The 16,722-nt window shown below is 69.9% G+C and carries 17 protein-coding genes; 6 read left to right on the top strand and 11 right to left on the bottom strand.

Features of this window, described 5'->3' with window-relative positions; genetic code table 11:
- Positions 1-190 precede the first annotated feature (190 nt).
- Both G6O69_RS37475 and G6O69_RS37470 read left to right on the top strand, forming a co-directional pair.
- Positions 191-1,933 carry a tetratricopeptide repeat protein gene (locus tag G6O69_RS37475; protein ID WP_176397334.1) on the top strand — a complete coding sequence of 581 codons (1,743 nt, stop codon included), beginning with the start codon at positions 191-193 and terminating at the stop codon, positions 1,931-1,933.
- 25 nt (positions 1,934-1,958) lie between these two features.
- Positions 1,959-3,347, top strand: a complete 1,389-nt coding sequence (locus tag G6O69_RS37470; RefSeq protein ID WP_346017165.1) for an XRE family transcriptional regulator — start codon at positions 1,959-1,961, stop codon at positions 3,345-3,347.
- A gap of 508 nt (positions 3,348-3,855) precedes the next feature.
- Here the strand turns inward: G6O69_RS37470 and G6O69_RS41095 are convergent.
- The gene (locus tag G6O69_RS41095; protein ID WP_255215701.1) at positions 3,856-4,551 is read right to left on the bottom strand and encodes a hypothetical protein; all 696 of its coding nucleotides are present in this window, start codon (positions 4,549-4,551) and stop codon (positions 3,856-3,858) included.
- Between the two features lie 84 nt (positions 4,552-4,635).
- On the opposite strand from G6O69_RS41095, the gene G6O69_RS37460 reads away from it, so the two are divergent.
- A complete protein-coding gene (locus G6O69_RS37460) occupies positions 4,636-5,925 on the top strand; it encodes an O-antigen ligase family protein (RefSeq protein WP_172302402.1) in 1,290 nt (429 codons plus the stop codon).
- Here G6O69_RS37460 and G6O69_RS37455 read toward each other — a convergent pair.
- The 3 genes from G6O69_RS37455 to G6O69_RS37445 form a co-directional block, all read right to left on the bottom strand.
- Entirely contained in the window at positions 5,909-6,724 is an 816-nt protein-coding gene (locus G6O69_RS37455; protein WP_172302403.1) for a hypothetical protein, read from the bottom strand. The genes G6O69_RS37460 and G6O69_RS37455 overlap by 17 nt on opposite strands.
- A 105-nt stretch (positions 6,725-6,829) precedes the next feature.
- Positions 6,830-8,068: a hypothetical protein gene (locus G6O69_RS37450; protein ID WP_172302404.1), complete on the bottom strand. Its 1,239-nt coding sequence runs from the start codon at positions 8,066-8,068 to the stop codon at positions 6,830-6,832.
- On the bottom strand, positions 8,065-10,440 hold the full coding sequence (locus G6O69_RS37445; RefSeq protein WP_172302405.1) for a hypothetical protein: 2,376 nt from the start codon (positions 10,438-10,440) through the stop codon (positions 8,065-8,067). The genes G6O69_RS37450 and G6O69_RS37445 overlap by 4 nt, the downstream gene beginning before the upstream one ends.
- Before the next feature lie 43 nt (positions 10,441-10,483).
- Here G6O69_RS37445 and G6O69_RS37440 point away from each other — a divergent pair, with 43 nt between their 5' ends.
- The gene (locus G6O69_RS37440) at positions 10,484-10,849 is read left to right on the top strand and encodes a TerB family tellurite resistance protein (protein ID WP_172302406.1); all 366 of its coding nucleotides are present in this window, start codon (positions 10,484-10,486) and stop codon (positions 10,847-10,849) included.
- Between the two features lie 204 nt (positions 10,850-11,053).
- Positions 11,054-12,652, top strand: a complete 1,599-nt coding sequence (locus tag G6O69_RS37435; RefSeq protein WP_172302407.1) for an IS1182 family transposase — start codon at positions 11,054-11,056, stop codon at positions 12,650-12,652.
- A 349-nt stretch (positions 12,653-13,001) separates the two neighbouring features.
- Here G6O69_RS37435 and G6O69_RS37430 read toward each other — a convergent pair whose 3' ends face one another.
- The 3 genes from G6O69_RS37430 to G6O69_RS37420 form a co-directional block, all read right to left on the bottom strand.
- Positions 13,002-13,637 (bottom strand): peptidoglycan recognition family protein, encoded by a 636-nt coding sequence (locus G6O69_RS37430; RefSeq protein WP_172302433.1) that lies wholly within the window; start codon positions 13,635-13,637, stop codon positions 13,002-13,004.
- The gene (locus G6O69_RS37425; RefSeq protein ID WP_176397333.1) at positions 13,637-13,852 is read right to left on the bottom strand and encodes a hypothetical protein; all 216 of its coding nucleotides are present in this window, start codon (positions 13,850-13,852) and stop codon (positions 13,637-13,639) included. Before G6O69_RS37425 ends, G6O69_RS37430 begins: the two co-directional genes overlap by 1 nt.
- Positions 13,853-14,003: 151 nt before the next feature.
- Complete coding sequence (locus G6O69_RS37420) at positions 14,004-14,303, bottom strand: hypothetical protein (protein ID WP_176397332.1); 300 nt, start codon at positions 14,301-14,303, stop codon at positions 14,004-14,006.
- Between G6O69_RS37420 and G6O69_RS41090 the strand changes: the two genes are divergently transcribed.
- Positions 14,297-14,419, top strand: a complete 123-nt coding sequence (locus G6O69_RS41090; RefSeq protein ID WP_255216827.1) for a hypothetical protein — start codon at positions 14,297-14,299, stop codon at positions 14,417-14,419. The genes G6O69_RS37420 and G6O69_RS41090 overlap by 7 nt on opposite strands.
- Before the next feature lie 102 nt (positions 14,420-14,521).
- On the opposite strand, the gene G6O69_RS37415 is transcribed toward G6O69_RS41090, so the two are convergent.
- From G6O69_RS37415 to G6O69_RS39525, 4 genes are all read right to left on the bottom strand, one after another.
- A complete protein-coding gene (locus tag G6O69_RS37415) occupies positions 14,522-14,923 on the bottom strand; it encodes a hypothetical protein (protein ID WP_176397331.1) in 402 nt (133 codons plus the stop codon).
- Complete coding sequence (locus G6O69_RS37410; protein ID WP_217910174.1) at positions 14,920-16,143, bottom strand: methyltransferase; 1,224 nt, start codon at positions 16,141-16,143, stop codon at positions 14,920-14,922. Before G6O69_RS37410 ends, G6O69_RS37415 begins: the two co-directional genes overlap by 4 nt.
- Positions 16,133-16,285, bottom strand: a complete 153-nt coding sequence (locus G6O69_RS37405) for a hypothetical protein (protein ID WP_176397329.1) — start codon at positions 16,283-16,285, stop codon at positions 16,133-16,135. The genes G6O69_RS37410 and G6O69_RS37405 overlap by 11 nt, the downstream gene beginning before the upstream one ends.
- Before the next feature lie 49 nt (positions 16,286-16,334).
- Positions 16,335-16,722: hypothetical protein (locus G6O69_RS39525; protein WP_217910173.1), on the bottom strand; the 388-nt coding region annotated here is incomplete at its 5' end.

Here is a 16,722-nt window from a genome sequence, read left to right as displayed (position 1 = left end):
ATCGGTGGAACGCTGAGCGCGGCGACCCTCGCCATCGCCACCGCGGCCTTCGTCGGGCTCGGCGGACAGCCCGAGCTCTGCGAGCGCGCCGGCGACCCGATCCCCCTGTGGGACCGAGGACACCCGCGCCGGGCTGCGCGACGCCCTGCTCGGCCTCGAGCTCGCGGACCCCCAGGCCACCGCCCTCGCCGTGGACGCGCGCCTCGACGCCTACGCGAGCGAGTGGCAGGGCGCGCGCGAGCAAAGCTGTGAGGCGACCCGCGTGCTCGGCCAGCAGTCCGAGGCGCTGATGGACGCGCGCATGCGCTGCCTCGACGGACACGCCCGCGAATTCGAGGCCCTCGTCGGGGTCCTCCTCGACGCCGACGCTGCCAGTCCCGAGCGCGCGGCCAAGGTCGGGCAGCGAGCCGTGAGCGCGGCCGAGTCACTGCCCGCGCTGAGCCGCTGCGCCGACCTCGACTACCTCACCGCCGAGATCCCGCCGCCCCCTCCGGCCGTCGCCAGCGAGGTCGCGGCCGGCTACCGAGCGCTCAGCGAGGTCCGGGCCCTCGAGCGAGCCGGGCGCTTCGAGGACGCCCGCGCCGAGGTCGAGGGCCTCGCCGCGGCCGCGGCCGAGAGCGCTTACTCCCCGCTGATCGCCGAGGTCGAGCTCGCCCGCGGGCTGATCTTCGACGACCTCGCCGAGGCCGACACCTCGGCCGCGGCCTACGAGCGCGCCTACCTCGAGGCCGAGGCCCACGGGGCCTTCTTCGTCGCCCAGTCCGCGGCCCTCGCCCTCACCCACGTCGTCGGCTATCGCCAGGGCGAGGTCGAGGCCGCGCTGCGCTGGGCCGACCTCGCCGAAGCCAAGATCCGCTACACCGGCGACGATGCCTCGCGCGTCGAGCTCGCCCTCAACCGCGGCGAGGCGCTCGAGAGCAGCGGGGACTACAGCGCCGCGCGCGAGGCCTACGCCGAGGCCCTCTCCCTGCACGAGGGCGCCGCGAACCCGAGCCCGCTGCTGCGCGCGGAGATCCTCGACGACCTCGGCCTCATCGAGCTCGAGCTCTCCAACTACGAGCTCGCCCAGGCCCACCTCGAGCGCGCCCAGGCGCTGTGGACCGCCGAGGTCGGCCGCGGGCACCCTCTCGCGGGCCGCGGCCTCAACAGCCTCGGGGCCCTCTATGTCCGCACCGGCCGCTACCGCGAGGCAGGCGAGGCCTTCGAGGGCGCGCTGGACATCTGGATCGCCAGCAAGGGCCCGCGCAGCGACGACGTGGCCGCGATGCACAACAACCTCGGCGTCATCTATCGCGTGCTCGAGCAGCCCGAGCGCGCCCGCGAACACCTCGAGCGCGCGCTCGAGATCCGCGAGGCCAGGCTCGGCCGCGAGGACCTCCAGGTCGCCCGCGTACTCGACAACCTCGGCAGCCTGGAGCTCGAGCGCGAAGACCACCGCGCCGCGCTCGAGATCTATGGCCGCGCCCTGGCGATCTCCAACGGACAGCTCGAGGCCGACGACCTGCTCATGGCCCGGCGCCTCCAGGGCCTCGGCCTCGCCCAATTCGGCCTCGGCCAGATCGAGCCCGCCCGCGCCTCCTTCGCCCGCGCGCTCGAGATCCGCGAAGCCCGGCTGCCCGCGGGCCACAACTTCATCACCAACGTCCGCGCCCCGCTGATCGCCGCGCTCCTCGAGCTCGGCCCAGCGCACCTGGGCGCGGCCCGACGCCAGCTCGACCTCGCCCTCGCCGAGAGCCGCGATCGTCCGCCCGAGGAGGCCGCCCGCTGCGTCGTCGGCCCCGTCCACGCCCGCGTGCTCTGGGCGGAGGGCGACCACGCTCGGGCCCGCGCCGTCGCAGCGGAAGGGCTTCGTGACTGTCGGACGAACGACCCGCAAAACAACGAGCGGTCCGCGGCGCTCGAGGGCTGGCTGGCGGCGCACCCCGACGAGTGAGCGTCACAGGCGCCAAGCTCTGGCGATGCCCCGAGACCAGGACGGCTCGAGAGCTGGCCACCGTCGTGGACAGCGAAATTCCATCAGCACTCGAACTCGGGCTATTCTGGTCGACATGGCGAGGGCAGCGTCAGCCAGGAGGCGAGTGTCTCCAGCAGTCCTGGAGTGGGCCAGAGCGCGCGCCATGCTGAGTCGCGCCGACGTCGCCAAGCAGCTGAATCGCAAGACCATCGACGCGAGCACAATCGAAGGCTGGGAGCGAGGAGACGGCGGCCCCTCGGAAGCACAGCAGCGCCGTCTCGCCGAGATCTTCCGCATCCCCGAGCGCTGGCTCCACTACGACGAGCCGCCGCGCGTCTTCGATGACCTCGGCATCGTCGACTTCCGAACCAGCAATCAGCGCCCCCTCGCGGTGCTCTCACAAAACCTCCGGGGAGCGATCGAGCACGCCCTGGCGATACAGACCTGGGTCGCCGAGTATCGCTCCCACGAACGAGACAGCCCGGTCACCCTCGTCGGGGCCATGTCCGAGCGCGCTCCGGCACAGGTAGTGGCCGACTATCTACGAGCCGCGCTCGAGCTCGAGACCCTGCGCGAGTCGGCCAGCGACGCCGATGAATTCTTCAAGGCGATCCGAGCCAAGCTGGAGACCATGGGGGTGCTCGTCCTTCGCATGGGCCAGGTCTCCAACAAGACGCGGTGGTCCCTGGATCCCGAGGAATTCAAGGGTTTCACGCTGATCGACGAAGAGCAGCTCGCGCCAGTCATCTTCATCAACCGCAAGGACCTCGACGCGGCCCAGCTCTTCACCTTGGGCCACGAACTCGCCCACCTCGTGACCGGAGGCTCTGGCGTGTCGAACGAAGACATCGCCGACTTCGACGAGGACAAGCCCGACATCGAACGCTTCTGCGACGAGGTCGCCGAGGCGCTACTGCTGCCCACGGACACCTTCGAGCGTGCGTGGGGAAGCCAGACCAGGAGGGAGCTGGACTCGAGCCACCTCCAGCAGGTCGGCACAGCGCTGAAGGTGACGCCGCTGCTCGCGGGTCGGCGCGCGGCCTCCCTACACCGCGCACAGCCACACGATTTCGGCCGCTTCGTCGCCAGCTTGCGGCGCCAGCCAAAGCCGCCCAAGAAGTCCGGTGGCTCGCCATACAACAGCTACCCTTCCTGGTATGGGTCGGGGCTCACCCAGCTGCTGGCCTCGGCGGCGACGACTGGTACCCCCTCGGCGTCGGACGCCCTGGAGCTCCTCGGCGTCCAATTCGATACTGCGCTCAGGCTCGCTCAGCCGAAGCGAGCTCGGGCGCGCCAGCAAGAGGAGCCCGAGCCCGAGCAGAAGCTCCCCCGGATGGATGCCTTCCCCCTCATCGCGCTCGACGACTCATGGCGCAGCAAAGGGAGGCAGTGAGCGTGGCTTATTCCATCGACACCAGCTACTTCGTGAATGCTTGGAAGATTTGGTACCCCTACGACACTTTCCCCCGCGTGTGGACGGTCCTCGCGTCCGCAGCGAGCGGAAGACAACTCTTCGTCATCGATCGAGTCTACGGGGAGCTGCGCAAGCAGGTGCCTGATCTCGTTACTTTCCTCGATCTCCATGCTCCTGGCTGGTCCAGAAAGACTTCGGGAGATCCAGCGATGAACTCGGCGCTGACGCGCCTCGAGTCGGATCTGCTCGCGGGGAAGGTCATCCGCGACTACCCACCGCAAAACGTCCGCAGATATCTCGGCGTCGCGGACCCAGCGATCGTCCTGCACGCGGACCTACACGGCCACGTCGTCGTCTCCAACGAGCTCTCGGATCAGTACACCAAGAAAGGATCCAAGCTCCCCGACCTGTGCCAACTCCGCGGGGTTCAGCACGCCACCCCTGCTGCATTTGCGGCGATCTGGGGCCACACCTTTCGAGTGAGCGCTCAGCCTCCCCCCGCCGGCGCCTCATGCCAAAAATACTCGTCGATGCGGCGCACGAAGTCCGACTCGCTCGGCGGCTCGTGGGCCCACGCCCTATTCTCCTTGCCGTCCGGTTCGACCAGCCGAAAGGACTTGGGTCGACCGCGCGTGGTCGCGCTGTCGACCTCGTAGATGACGTACTCCCCCTCGAGCACCGTCATCCAGCAGGACTCCACGTGCTTGTTGGTGTTCGAGCGGCGGCTGCCGTCGGCGGTGGGCTCCAGCTCCCCGCGCGTGAAGTCCCCACGGGTAGCGGCCACCGTGAGCGTGTACTCGACACGAAAGCCCGTCGCGGTCCAGCGGATCGGGACCTCGACCTCGGCCTCGCAGGTCGCGTAGCTCGACGCAGCGCTCGTACCTTCTGGCCGGTCGAGATAGCGCACTCGAAAGCGCGCCAGATCGCCCACGAAGTCGATGACCGTCTCCCCCATGAGGTTGTCGCCCTCGGGCGAGAACTCGTAGGCGTAGGCGCCGTGGACCAGCGCCGGAGACAGCTTCTCCGGGCTCGCTTCGACGATCGCCGCGGGCGGCGGCTCGGGGCACGCCTGTGGCTCGGGCTCGTCGAGAGAGGCGCTCGGCTTGCAGCCCACGCACGCCAGGGCTGCGAGGCAAAGACCTGTGAGACGCGAGCCTTGCCAGTTCGAGTCGGGCGATGTCATGGCCGGGCGATGCTAGCAGCACCTCGGGATCACCGCACATTTGAAGCTGGGCTCAGCCCGCGAAGCCTTGCTAGGCTCGCTCCGATGCCCCGCCGGCTCCCGCAGCGCGCCCCTTCGGCCACCGCGCCCGCCCGCGGCCGTCGGGCGCGTCGCTGGGATCGCCTGCTCTTCGCGTTGATGGCCACCGGCGGCGTGGTGTTCTTCGAGCCAGCCCCCTTCGACCTGCTCGCGGTCTTGCTGCTCGCCGCCGCCCTCCTCGCTCGCCGCGTCCGCCTCGACACCAGCATCCTGCTGCCCTCGGCGCTGCTCGGCCTGTTCTTGCTGGCCAACGCCTTTTCGCTGCCCGCGGTCACCTCGCTGAACGTGGCCCTGCGCTTCGCCGCGATCACCCTCTACCTGCTCGCGCTGTGGCTGGGTCTCGTCGGGCTGATCCACGACGAGTCCCAGCCGAGCTGCGCGCCGCGGATCCACGCGATCATGGGCGGCTGGTCCGTGGCCATGGTCGGCTGCGGGGTGCTCGGCGTGGCGACGAGCCTGGGCCTGCTGCCCCTGGGCGAGCTGATGCTCCACAACGGCCGCCTCAACGGCCTGTTCAAGGACGGCAACGTGTTCGGGGCGTGGAGCGTGCCGATCGCCGTCTACGCCCTGGCCCGGCTCATGGCCCTGCACGGGCGGCGGCGCTGGTGGTGGCTGGGCTGCCTGCTGGTCGCGGCGCTGGTCATCCTGCTCACCTACTCGCGCGGCGCGTGGATCAACTTCGCGCTCTCGGCCGCGGTGTTCTTCGCCCTGCGCCTGCTCTCGGTCGGCTCCCCCCGGGCCAAGCTGATCACGATGATCGCCCTGCCCGTGGCGATCGTCGCCCTCGCCGCGGCGCTCTTCGAGGTCCTCAGCCTCGACGCGGTCCAGGACATGCTGGCCATGCGCCTGAAGATGCAGTCCTACGACACGCACCGCTTCGCGACCCAGGAGGAGGCGCTGCTGACCAGCCTCGAGCACCCCCTGGGCATCGGCCCCGGCCAGTCCGAGCACACCTTTGGTCGGGCCACGCACAGCACCTACGTGCGCACGCTGATCGAGAACGGCTTTTTGGGCCTGCTCTCGCTGACCGCCTTCATGGTGCTCTCGGGCGCCCGCGCGGCCTGGTACGCCATCGACGCGGCCGACGACGAGGAGCAGCTGCTCTGCGCCGCGATCGCGGCTGGGATCGTCGGGCTGCTGGTCGAGAGTCTGGTCATCGACAGCATCCACTGGCGCCACGCCTTCGTGATCCTCGCGCTGGCGTGGATGCCCCTGCGCGGCGGGGCGCTGCGCCGACGCGCGGGCCAGGGACACCCGAGCCACGGCGGCGGGGGCCGGCTCAGCGCTCGAAGCTGAGGTTGGCGACCCAGTCGGCGAGCACCTTGGCCTCGGCGGGGCTGAGGTCCGCGGGCAGGGCGACGCGGACCTCGAAGTCGGCGCGCAGGCGATGGACGTGCTCGATCCCACCGCCGACGCTCGCCGCGGGCGCGGGCGCGGGTGCTTCCGACGTGGCGACCGCCGGCGCGCCCTGGCTCCCACGCTTGCGCCGACCCTTGCGCTTTTGCTTGGCGGGCTCGCCAACGGGCTCCAGCGCCGCGGCATCTGCTGCTTGCGCTGCTTCAGGGCCCCCATCTGCGCCCTCGGCCGCGACCTCCTCGAGGGCCGACGAGGCTTCGCCCGCGGCAGCCACGGCGTCTGGCTCTTCGTCCTCGCCAGAGCCCGCGTCCGCGTCCGCGTCTTCCTCGAAGAGCGAGAGCTCGCTGCGCGCCGCCTTGGCCTTGGCCTTGGCCTTTGGCTTGGCCTTGGCCTTGCTCTCGGGTGCAGACGCGGCCGCCGGCGCGGCGGGCTCGAGCGTCGGCAGCTCGGAAAGATCGCCCTCCTCCACCCCCTCGGCCAGGGCCTCGGGATCCACGGTCCACTCGAGGCGACTCGGGTGGCCCTTGCGCCCGACCTTGAACTCGCCGACCCCCGCGCCCTCGAGGGCCCGCAGGGCGTCCACGGCTTCGCGGCGGCTCACCCCCTCGAGGGCCGCGACCGCGTCCACGGTCGTCCGCGGCTCGGCGGCGAGGTCTCCCTCGCGCATCGCGTCGAAGAGCTTGGCCACAGCCGGCTTGGAAGACAGGAGATCGCTCAGGACTCTGTGATTGACGCCCATGACGGCGGCCAAAGGTATCTCAGCCCACGCCTTTGGGCCAGGCTATTGGGTCGGCCGCGCTGAACGCGGGACATCGAAATGGTGGGCAATTCGTTTGCCGAGATCTCAGCGCGGGTGCCTGGGACCGAGGGCCAAGTTGGCACCCAGGTAGACCACGAAGCGAAAGCCGGCCAGGGCCAGCAGCGTCTCGATCGCGCCGTCGAGGCCGCGCGCGGGGATCCGCCAGGCCGCGACGGCGATCGACACGGCCAGCGCCACGGCGTTGATCACCAGCTGGGCCCGAAAGCGCGACAGCGCGGTGAGGGTCTGGGAGAGCATGTTGGCCAGGCCCACGATCACGGCCGCGACGGCGGCGAGGATCAGCTGGTCGTGATAGGCCACGTAAGCCGGGGTGTAGGCGTAGCGCAGGTAGAGATCTCCCGCGACGATCACGATCAGCAGCCCCGCCCCGTTGAGGGCCGCGACGGCGGCGAGGAGCTTGGCGAGCAGGGCCCAAAAGCCGCGCGCGTCCTCGGCGGACAGCCGCGCCAGCCGGGGGATCGCGGCGTTACCCAGGGCCATGTTGAACACGCCGCTGGCCTGGATGATCGACAAGACCGCGGCGAAGAAGCCGACCACCTCGAGGCCGTGGCTGCCCTCCAGGACGTAGGCCGGCGCGTTGAGGGTGAAGCCGAGCAGGCCGGCGGCGAGGCCCATGGGCAGGGCGTGGCGGGCCAGCGCGCGCAGCTGCGGCCAGTCGAAGCGCGGGCGCGCCGAGCCGGGCTCGCCGAGGGCGGCGGCCCTGGGCAGGTCGTAGAAGAGCGTGACCGCGGCCAGGCCGGCGGCGACGAGGGCGAGGGCCGCCACCTCGCCGCCGAGGCGCAGGCCGAGGGCGAGCAGGCCGATCCACAGCCCGCCTCGCAGCGCCCGCGAGATCCCGATGCTGCGCATGGTCTCGGCCCGCTGCGCCCGCGCGTAGAGGATGTCGGAGGCGCAGCCGCTGGCGCGGATCAGCCCGACCAGGAGCACGGCCACGGCGGTCTCCCACGGCCACCCGCGGACCAGACAAAAGCCGGCCGTGGCCGCCAGCGCGAGCGGCAGCGCGACCAGGCGCAGGGCGAAGGCGTGGGCGAAGGCCCAGCGCCCCTCGGCGGCGACGACGAAGACCGGGCGCAGGTGGAGGTTGGCGAACACGAAGATCGGCGTGGCCACGGCCAGGCCCAGGGAGTAGCGACCCAGAGCCTCGGGCGAGCCCAGCTTGGCGACGACCATGAGCGCGAGCCACTGGGCCGCGGCGAACACGAGCTCGCCGAGCAAGGTCCACGACAGGCTGCGGCGCACGGACTCCGGGCGAGCGCCGCTCATGGGTCCGCCCTCGGCTGCTCCCTCATGTCATGGCCGACCAGCGCCTCCGCGACGCGATCCGCCAGGGCCTCGCGGCGGCGGCGTGCCTGCGGCTCGGCCCGCCGGGCGAGGAGCTCGTCGAGGACCAGCTCGGCGCGCTCGAGGGACTCGCGGTCGCCCAGGCGCAGCAGCCCGAGCACGAGCATCTCGTCGATCACCGCGAGGTCGTCCATGCGCGAGCGATCGCGGGCCTGCTCGAGCTCGGCCACGGCCGCGCGGGTCTGCTCGGGGTCACGAAGGGCGTAGCGCGCGTCGGCCCGCAGCTTGTGGGCCAGGGCCTCGTCGGGGCGCAGGCTGACCAAAAAGCGCGCGTGGTGCAGGGCCAGCCCGGGGTTTTTGGCGGCCAGGGCCAGCTGCGCCTGGAGGCGCAGGGGCTCGGGATCCTCGGGGTGGGTGCGCACGCGGGCCTGGGCCAGGGCGCGGGCGTGGGCCGGCGAGCGCTCGCGCAGGGCCTGGGCCAAGCTCGCCCAAGCCCCGGCGTCCTCCGGGGCGAAGGCGGCGAGCGAGCCCGGCTCTGGGAAGCGCTCGAGCAAGAAGTCGATCAGCTCCGGCGGCGCCGGCTCGCGCAGGTGCTCGAGGCCCCCGCGCAGGTGCTCGATGGCGTCGAGGGGGCGCCCGAGCTTCGCGGCGGCCACGGCCGCGAGCAGGCGCGCGTCGAGGGCCGCCGGGCGCAGGCGCGCGGCGACCTCGGCCCGCTCGGCGGCGGCCGACCACTCGCCGGCCGCGGCCAGCTCCCGCGCCATCACCAGGTGCACGAAGGGATCGAGGGGCGTGTCGAGCAGCGCTGTCGAGGTCGCCCCCGCCGGGGCATCACCCGCCAGCAGGGCGAGGTCGCGATCGTGGCGCGCCGACCAGCTCTTGGGGATCGCGGTCACGGACATCGCCACGCCCACGATCGCCCCGAGCCCGGCCACCACGAGCACCGCCCGCGGGGTCCACTCGCGCGCGCCAGCCCGCGCGCGCGCCAGGCCCAAGGTCCCCGCGATCGCCACCACCGGCGCCGCCACCCCCAGATAGTCGAGGCAAAAGTCGGCCCCCGCCTGGATCGCCACGGCCAGCAGCCCGCACAGCGCGACGCGCCGCGCCGCGCCCTCGGCCGCGCGCATGCTCGCCAGCCACCACAGCGCCAGCGCGACGATCAGCCCAAGCCCAAAGACCGGGCCCCACTCGACCATGGCCGCCACCGGCGTGGACTCGAGGTGGGTGAACTGCACCACCCCCGGCTGCGAGTCGACGAGGGGGAAGAGGTCCACGAAGGCCCCGCGCCCGACCCCGAGCGCCGGCGACATCGGGATCAGCCCGGCGCCCTCGTAGGCGACGCGAAATTTATCGATGAAGGCCTGGCGATCGCCCAGGGTCGACAGCTGCGCCCAGGCGCCCTCGCTGGCGGCGATCGCCAGTAGGACCGCCACGCCGATCCCCGGCAGCAGGCGGCGAGCCCAGCGGCCCTCCCCCGGCCCGGCCACGGCGCGCCGCGGGCCGCCGCGCGTGCCCAGCCAGGCGGCCAGCGGCGCGACGATCAGCGCGGCGACCAGGGCCGCGCGGGACATGGAGAGCACCAGCGCCGTGGCCTGGACGACCACCGCGCCCCAGGCCAGGTACGCGCGGTCGGCCAGGCGCTCGCGCTCGTGGCGATCCCCCCGCGAGCGGCTCGCTCGCCTGCGCAGGTCCATGGCCAGGGCCGCGGTCACGAACACCCCGAGCAAGAAGAGCGCCGACTGGTGGTTGGGGTTGACGAAGCTCGTCAGCAGCGGCGTGCCGCGTCCTTGGCCGAGGGCGAAGAAGTCCTGGCGCGGTCTGTAGACGCCGTAGATCGCCTCGGCCCCGGCGAGCTTCTGGACCAGGCCGATCAGCGCGACGGCGCTGCTGGCCACGGCCACCTGCGTCGCGACCAGGCGCCAGCTCAGCTGCGCGGCCGCGACGAACAGCCCGGTCAGCGCCAGCAGGCGCGCGCACTCGAGGGCCGTCTGCCCAGGCTGCACGCTCAGCCGCGACCACGGCCACGCGCGCGTGCCCGCGAGCAGCTCGCCGAGGGTCGAGCGCAGCCCCGGCGCGAGCGCGTCGAGCAGCGCCGGCGGCAGGGGCATCCACTGTAAAAAGGTCAGCCCGGCCGCGGCCGCGCCCAGCCACCACCACGCAGGTACGCGCAGCGCCGCGCGGTCTCGCAGGCAGCGACGCAGCAAGAGCGCGAAGACCACCACGCAAAACGAAGGAATCACACAGGGCTTGACGCCGCCTAGACACAGCGCCGGACCGGCAACGGCGATCAGCAAGAGCGCGCGCGACCACGGCAGCTTGCTCGCGCGCTCGCCTTGCTGCGCCGGCTCGGACACCGCGGCATGGTAACGCGAAAGCGGGCCTGCTACCGTGCGCCCGATGAGCGCTGACAAGCAGGTCCTCGAGTCTCTCGCCCTCCTCTACCTGACCTTCGGCCACAGCACGGACGGCATCCTCAGCGGCGAGGAGATGCGCGCCCTCGCGGACAAGCTGCGCGCCTGGGCCCCCGACGCCGCCCTGGGTGACATCGGCGAGCTGCTCAAGACCACCGTCGCCACCTACAAGGGCGCCGAGGACAAGCTGCTCACCGCCCGCGGCGCCACCGAGGCCCTCCAGGGCAAGCTCGAGCCCGACCAGCTGCGCACGATCCTCGCCGACCTCGAGGCGATCGCCGCCGCCGACGGCCACGTGTCCGCCGAAGAAAAGCAGTTCATCGCCGACACGACCCGCAGCTTCGGGCTGTGAGCCCCGGCGGACCCTGGCTCGCGGACCCTGGCTCGCAGGAGGCGGGGCCCGCCGCGGTCCCGCCATCAACCCCGCCTGCCAGCGCCTAGAGCGGCGCTCTAGAGCGGCGATCAGTTTGAATTGTTAATAGATTCCGATCGCTTAGCGGCGCGGTTCGACAACGTCTGGCGGTCGTGATCCCGTAGGCCTCGCACGAGGCCACGCATGACGCTCCCCCGCTGGAACCCTCCCGTCACTCTGTCTCCCCGCGAAGCCCGCATCCGCAAGCGCGTCGGCAAGAAGCGCAAGCTGTTTGGCTTCCTGTGTGACCACCGGCTCGAGCTGTTCGACGACGACTTCCAAGCCGAACTCGAGCAGATGTACCGCGACACCGGAGCCGGGAAGAACCCGATGCCGCCCGCACTGCTCGCCATGGCCCTACTGCTTCAGGGCTACTCCAACGCGTCGGACTCGGAGGCCGTCGAACTCGCCGCCTGTGATGCTCGATGGCAGCTGGTCCTCGGCTGCCTTGGTTGCGATGACCCGCCGTTTTCCCAGGGCTCGCTGTTCAACTTCCGCGAGCGGCTCATCGCTCACGACATGGACCGCAAGCTGCTCGAGCGCACTCGGGAGCTCGCCAAGCGAACTGGCGCCTTCGACTTCAAGAAGCTGCCCAAGAAGCTCGACGTCGCCGTGGACTCGAGCCCGCTTCGAGGTGCGGGTCGGGTCGAGGACACCTTCAACCTCCTCGCTCACGCGGCGTGGAAGGTCGTGCTGTGCGTCGCCGAGCTACGCGCTCGACCGGCGGAGCTGCTCGTCGACGAGCTCGGCATCCCGCTGCTCGCGGAGCCGAGCATCAAGAAGGCGCTCGATATCGACTGGTCCAACCCTGCGGCCAAGAGCGCGGCGTTGAACCGTTTGCTCGGACAGATTGAGACGCTCGAACAGTGGGTCGAGACGAACCTGTCGAGCGAGAGCAGCAAGCCTCCGTTGCAAGACCAGCTCGCGCTACTCGAGCAGCTACGTGGACAGGATCTCGAGCCCGACCCCGACCGCGGAGGCCAGCGCATCAAGCGGGGCGTGGCGAAAGACCGGCGTGTGTCCGTCGAGGACCCCGACATGCGTCACGGTCGCAAGACCAAGACGAAGTCCTTCAACGGATACAAGCGCCACGTCGTCGTCAGTCTTCACACCAAGCTCATCCTCGCTGTGACGGTGGCTCCGGCGAACCAGCCGGAGAAAGACAGCCTCCCCACGCTCGTCGACCGAGTCGAACATCTGGGCCTCGAACTCGCGAGCCTGCACTTCGACCGGGGCTACATCGAGAGCTCGGACGTCCCCGAACTCGTGGCCAGCGGCGTCGAGGTCATCTGCAAGCCATGGCGGCAGTCCAACGGCGACAAATTCGCCAAGACCGACTTCAGCCTCGACTTCGTCAGCCAGACGGTGACCTGCCCAGGGGGACAGACCCAACCCATGCTCCTCGGCGAGAGCGCCCGCTTCGAGGCTGATGTCTGCAACGCCTGCGAGCTCAAGCCCAAGTGCACGACCTCGGACCGGGGCCGAGGCCTCCGAATCGCCGCCAACGAGCCGTTGCAAGCGAAACTACGGGTCCTCCAACGAGCACCGCGCGGACGCGCGCGACTGCGACAGCGCGTCGTCGTCGAGCATACGCTCGCTCATGTCGGCCAGCGCCAAGGCAACCGAGCTCGCTACCTCGGCATACGCAAGAATGAGTACGACTCCACGCGAGCGGCAGTGCTCGTCAATCTGCAGGTCATCCAGCATGAGCTGGAGTGCCCGAAGCTGGCAAATGCGGCGTAGCTCACCGAATTCAAACTGGTCGCCGCTCTAGGAGCCCGTGGTGGAGTCTGACATCGGTTCTCTAACTAGGCGCCACCGCACATCTTTTGCAGCAGACGCCACCTCGGAGCCTGGAGCCGCCCTTCATCGAGTCCTCGTGAGTCCCCATCCGTCCCCCCAATTCCTCCGATCTCGTGGAGACATGGTGGAGACGGCTCGGGGGCTATTCTGGATCGATCCTTGCCGGTGCCAAAGGGTCTGTAGAGGCCCAGAACTGCCGGCTGGGAGCACTTCTAGCCGATCGAGATCGATCGCACAAGAGACGAGGGCGACCCGCCGGGTCGCCCTCGTCTCCATGCTCGAGAGATCATCACGCCAGCGTCGGTGCTCGTCGCCACGCGTCGGGGATCGGCGCCCCGGTCCCGACCGCGTACCCCGGGCCGCCGTCCGACATGCCCAGCGCCGTCACGGCCCACTGCCCGACCGCGTGCCAGATCTCCGGCCCCGGGTCGTTCCCTCGCGTCTCCAGGCTCTGCCGGTGCGCAAACACGTAGCGCACGCCCACTCGCTGAAGCTCGCGCAAAAGCTGTCGACCCGCACGGATCTGTGCGGCGGAGGGCGTGTTGCGTCCGTACTTCTCCGGCTTCCACCACCCACCCTGCACCGACCGAAAATTCCCCACGAACTCGACCGCGACTGACCTCGAGTTGAACCCGTTCGAGGCTGACAAGCGCGCCGACACGGGATGCAGTTGCACCACGGTCCCATCGGGGAGGACCACGAAGTGCGCTGTCACCTTGCGATAGCGGATCGGATCGAGCCCACGAGAAAATCCAGTCTGATGAAGGACGACAGCATCGACCGTGGCCTTGCGTACCTGGCGTTTGCTCGCCGGGGCCTCCGCGCGCAGATCCACGACCTCGAGCGTGTTCGCCCGCGCCCGTGCCCAGGCCATCACGACCCCAGAGGCGAGCACCGACGACAGGCCAAGGACGAGCTCGAGCATCAGTACCTCCGCGCGAGCTCGACCATGAGCCGCTGAGTCGCCTTCGAGACAGATCCCCCGAGCTTGGAGAGCCGTGCGGCGCAGCGGCGGATGTCTGCCGGCATCGCGTCTGCGCGCTCGACCAAGGCGAGATGACCCACGGGGATCGCGGGCGCCTGGCTGGGCTTGGTCAGGCCCAAGTCGAGGACAGCGAACTCCCGGTTGTCGCGGGCCACGACACGCAGCACCCGAAACACGCGCTCGCTGTCGATGCCCAGGCCGATGGCGATCCGCGAGTTGGAGCGAAACCGGACCTTGTCGTTGCGACGCAGCCGAAACCCCTTGGGCTCCCGGCGCTTGCCCTCGTTGCGCTCGGTCTGCGGACTCTCAGTTCGTTTGCGTGCTCCCGCCTTGGTCGTGGTCTTCCTCTTGGCGGTGGCCTTCTTCTTGGCGGTGGCCTTCTTCTTGGCGGCGGTCTTCTTCTTGGCGGTGGCCTTCTTCTTGGCGGTGGTCTTCTTCTTGGCGGCGGTCTTCTTCTTGGCCGCGACGGTCTTCTTCTTGGCGGTGGTCTTCTTCTTGGCGGCGGCCTCTTCTTGGCGGCGGCCTTCTTCTTGGCGGCGGTCTTCTTCTTGGCGACGGTCTTCTTCTTGGTGGCAGTGGTCTTCTTCTTGTGCTTGCCCATGTCATCGTCCTCCGCAGAAGTCTTCTTCGACCGCTTGGAAACCGCCCTCGCCGAGCTCTGCTCTCGAAGCCACCGCTTCACCCAGCGGATCCTCTTCGGCCCCATCTTCACCCACAGCTGAAGCGGCTCATTGTCCGGGGACGCGCTCAGCAAGGAGACGTACTCGCCGTACTCCTCGGTCGCCTGCTCCACGCTCACCGCTCCACCGTCGGCGGATCGAAGCTCACCCGGTCCCGAAGTCGCTCGGATAGAGCACGCCCAGCCACGGCCCGGCCACGCGCAGCCGAACGGAGTCGGGTGCTCGCTTCACAGCCTCGTGAAGCGCGTACGCCGAGGCGTGCATGATGTCCACGAACCCGTCCTTCTCGGCCCACTGCGCGCGCCTCGGGAGGGCGTCTTGTTCGAGCCAGTCTTCGTCGCCCTCCGCCTTGAAGAGTATCTTCCCCGCCTTGGCGTCCCACAGGTTCCAGACCACCCGGTTGCTGATGAGGCTCGTGATCTGAAGCGTCGTCTTGGGATCCCAGCCTGCGGGCAGCTCGGGCAAGGGAAGCGCTGGCTCGGCGTAGAGCTTGCTGAAGTGCGCTCGGATCGCCTTCGTGTTGACGTGCTCTCCAGTCGCGGTCACGGGCCCGTAGGTGAACCGGCCTCGTGGTCGTGTAGCCAGTACAGCGAGCGCCTACCGATCCGCCCAAACTGAATATCGTGCATGGTCAGACCACGCGCCGCGAGCTCGGCACGACGAGGCGCGGGGATCTCCTTCAACACGTGCGCTGCGGTCGAGGGAGCCACGTGGCCGCGGTAGGGGATGAGCGTCGAGCCCAGCTTGGCCTCGAACGTATCGAAGTCCATCCGACTGCTCGCGCTCACCTGCATGACGATCTTCGCGTCCTTGGGGATCGCGCCACGCCAGCGAAGGATCGAGACGGACGCCCCGTCGGGCGTCACGATCTGGGGTGGAAGCAGCACCACGTCGAGCAGCTGGAAGGGCATGCGCGGGAGGTAGACCCTTCGCGTGGGTACCAGCGTGTCCAAGAGCTGCTCTTGTGCCTCGAAGTCGTCGATGGCCACGGGGCGCGTCGGCGCATCGAGCTCGGCGAAGCGGCGCATGCGGCCGCGGACGATCCGGTTGTCGGCCTCGGCTTTGGCCGCGGTGATCCCAGGCGTGTGTCCCCGAAAATACTCGGGGCCCTCGCCCGCTTGGCACAGCACCAGCTGCGACGAGTTCCCCTTCAGCATGGCCTGGGTCGGCGGACAGTCGCCGGTCGGCTCGTCGAGCAAAGCCGCGCACAGCGTCACGGAGACGCTCCCCTCCTTGCGGATCCAGCACGCGGTCTTGGGGATGGCGTTCCAGTAGCGTTCCTTGTCGACCTGCTGGCGCTGCGCCTCGTGGCGACGCCATTTGCTGAGCAGGTGCTGAATGTCCCTGCTCGGCGCTGGCCGCTTCGAGGATCCCGGGGACCGTGTCTTGGCAGAACTGGGGACCGGCTGTTCGTGCGCTGGCATCACCTTCTTCGCCGGTGCCTTGTCGACGATCACCAGCACCGTCTCGACGGCGGTGCCCGACGCCTTGAAGGACCCTGCGGGGAGCTTCCGTATGCTGCCGTCGAGCTCGAGCAGCTTCTTGCGCAGCCGCTCGGTCTTGTTGTCGCTGCGATGCTGGAGCCCGGCCGACGCGATCGCTACGAGGCGCCCACCCGGCGCCAACATCCCCAGGGCGCGCTCGATGTGCTCGACATCTTGCTGACGCTCGAAGGGCGGGTTCATCACGATGCGGTCGTAGGGTCGCTCGGGCACGTGCGCGCAGAAGTCTCGCGCGATCACCTCAAAGCCGTCCTCACACAACATGTCCCGCAGCGTGGGGACTCAGCTCGATCAGGTGTAGCGTCGCGTCCGGGTGACGGGCACGGATCTCCGAGGCCAACGCCCCCGCACCCGCCGAGGGCTCGAGCACGCGCATGCCCGCCTCGATCTCCGCGGCATCGACCACGCGCTTGGCGAGGTCTTCGGGGGTCGGGACAAACCCGAGATGTTGATGTTCAGCAGCTTGCGCCCGCGGGCGTGCTTGGGATCCTCGCCCTTGGGAGCGACCGCGCAGCAGCCAGGTACTCGCGCAGCGCGGCCTTGAGGGACACGGTGTCGGTGACCGAAAGCTTCGCCAGTCGGTCGCGGCTGCGCAGATCGTCGGCGAGCATCTCGGAGGGCAAGAAAGACCTTGCGCTCGTGCTTCTTGGCGGCTTTGAGCGGGCGCGGACGGCCTCGACATCCTCGCGTCGAGCTCGGCCTTGTCGTCGCGCATCTTCTTGTGGAGGGCTCGCACGCGGGGGCGCGATCACCCGAGACACCCGAGAGCCCCTCGGTGGCTTCAAGAGGTCATCGACGGCGTAGTTGGACGCACGAAGGGGCCTCAGCGTCGCAAACGCGATG

The organism is Pseudenhygromyxa sp. WMMC2535, from assembly GCF_011083025.2.
Note: the sequence above shows the minus strand (reverse complement) of the source record. Positions and strands in the feature narration are given on the sequence as shown.

Bases quoted from the DNA above. Each gene is read 5' to 3' on its own strand.
- G6O69_RS37440 (WP_172302406.1), top strand. From the start codon at position 10,484: ATGAGCGCTGACAAGCAGGTCCTCGAGTCTCTCGCCCTCCTCTACCTG.
- G6O69_RS37435 (WP_172302407.1), top strand. From the start codon at position 11,054: ATGACGCTCCCCCGCTGGAACCCTCCCGTCACTCTGTCTCCCCGCGAA.
- G6O69_RS37470 (WP_346017165.1), top strand. From the start codon at position 1,959: ATGCCCCGAGACCAGGACGGCTCGAGAGCTGGCCACCGTCGTGGACAG.
- G6O69_RS37420 (WP_176397332.1), bottom strand. From the start codon at position 14,303: ATGACATGGGCAAGCACAAGAAGAAGACCACTGCCACCAAGAAGAAGA.
- G6O69_RS37450 (WP_172302404.1), bottom strand. From the start codon at position 8,068: ATGAGCGGCGCTCGCCCGGAGTCCGTGCGCCGCAGCCTGTCGTGGACC.
- G6O69_RS41090 (WP_255216827.1), top strand. From the start codon at position 14,297: ATGTCATCGTCCTCCGCAGAAGTCTTCTTCGACCGCTTGGAAACCGCC.
- G6O69_RS41095 (WP_255215701.1), bottom strand. From the start codon at position 4,551: ATGACATCGCCCGACTCGAACTGGCAAGGCTCGCGTCTCACAGGTCTT.
- G6O69_RS37455 (WP_172302403.1), bottom strand. From the start codon at position 6,724: ATGGGCGTCAATCACAGAGTCCTGAGCGATCTCCTGTCTTCCAAGCCG.
- G6O69_RS37460 (WP_172302402.1), top strand. From the start codon at position 4,636: ATGCCCCGCCGGCTCCCGCAGCGCGCCCCTTCGGCCACCGCGCCCGCC.
- G6O69_RS37430 (WP_172302433.1), bottom strand. From the start codon at position 13,637: ATGCTCGAGCTCGTCCTTGGCCTGTCGTCGGTGCTCGCCTCTGGGGTC.
- G6O69_RS37410 (WP_217910174.1), bottom strand. From the start codon at position 16,143: ATGTTGTGTGAGGACGGCTTTGAGGTGATCGCGCGAGACTTCTGCGCG.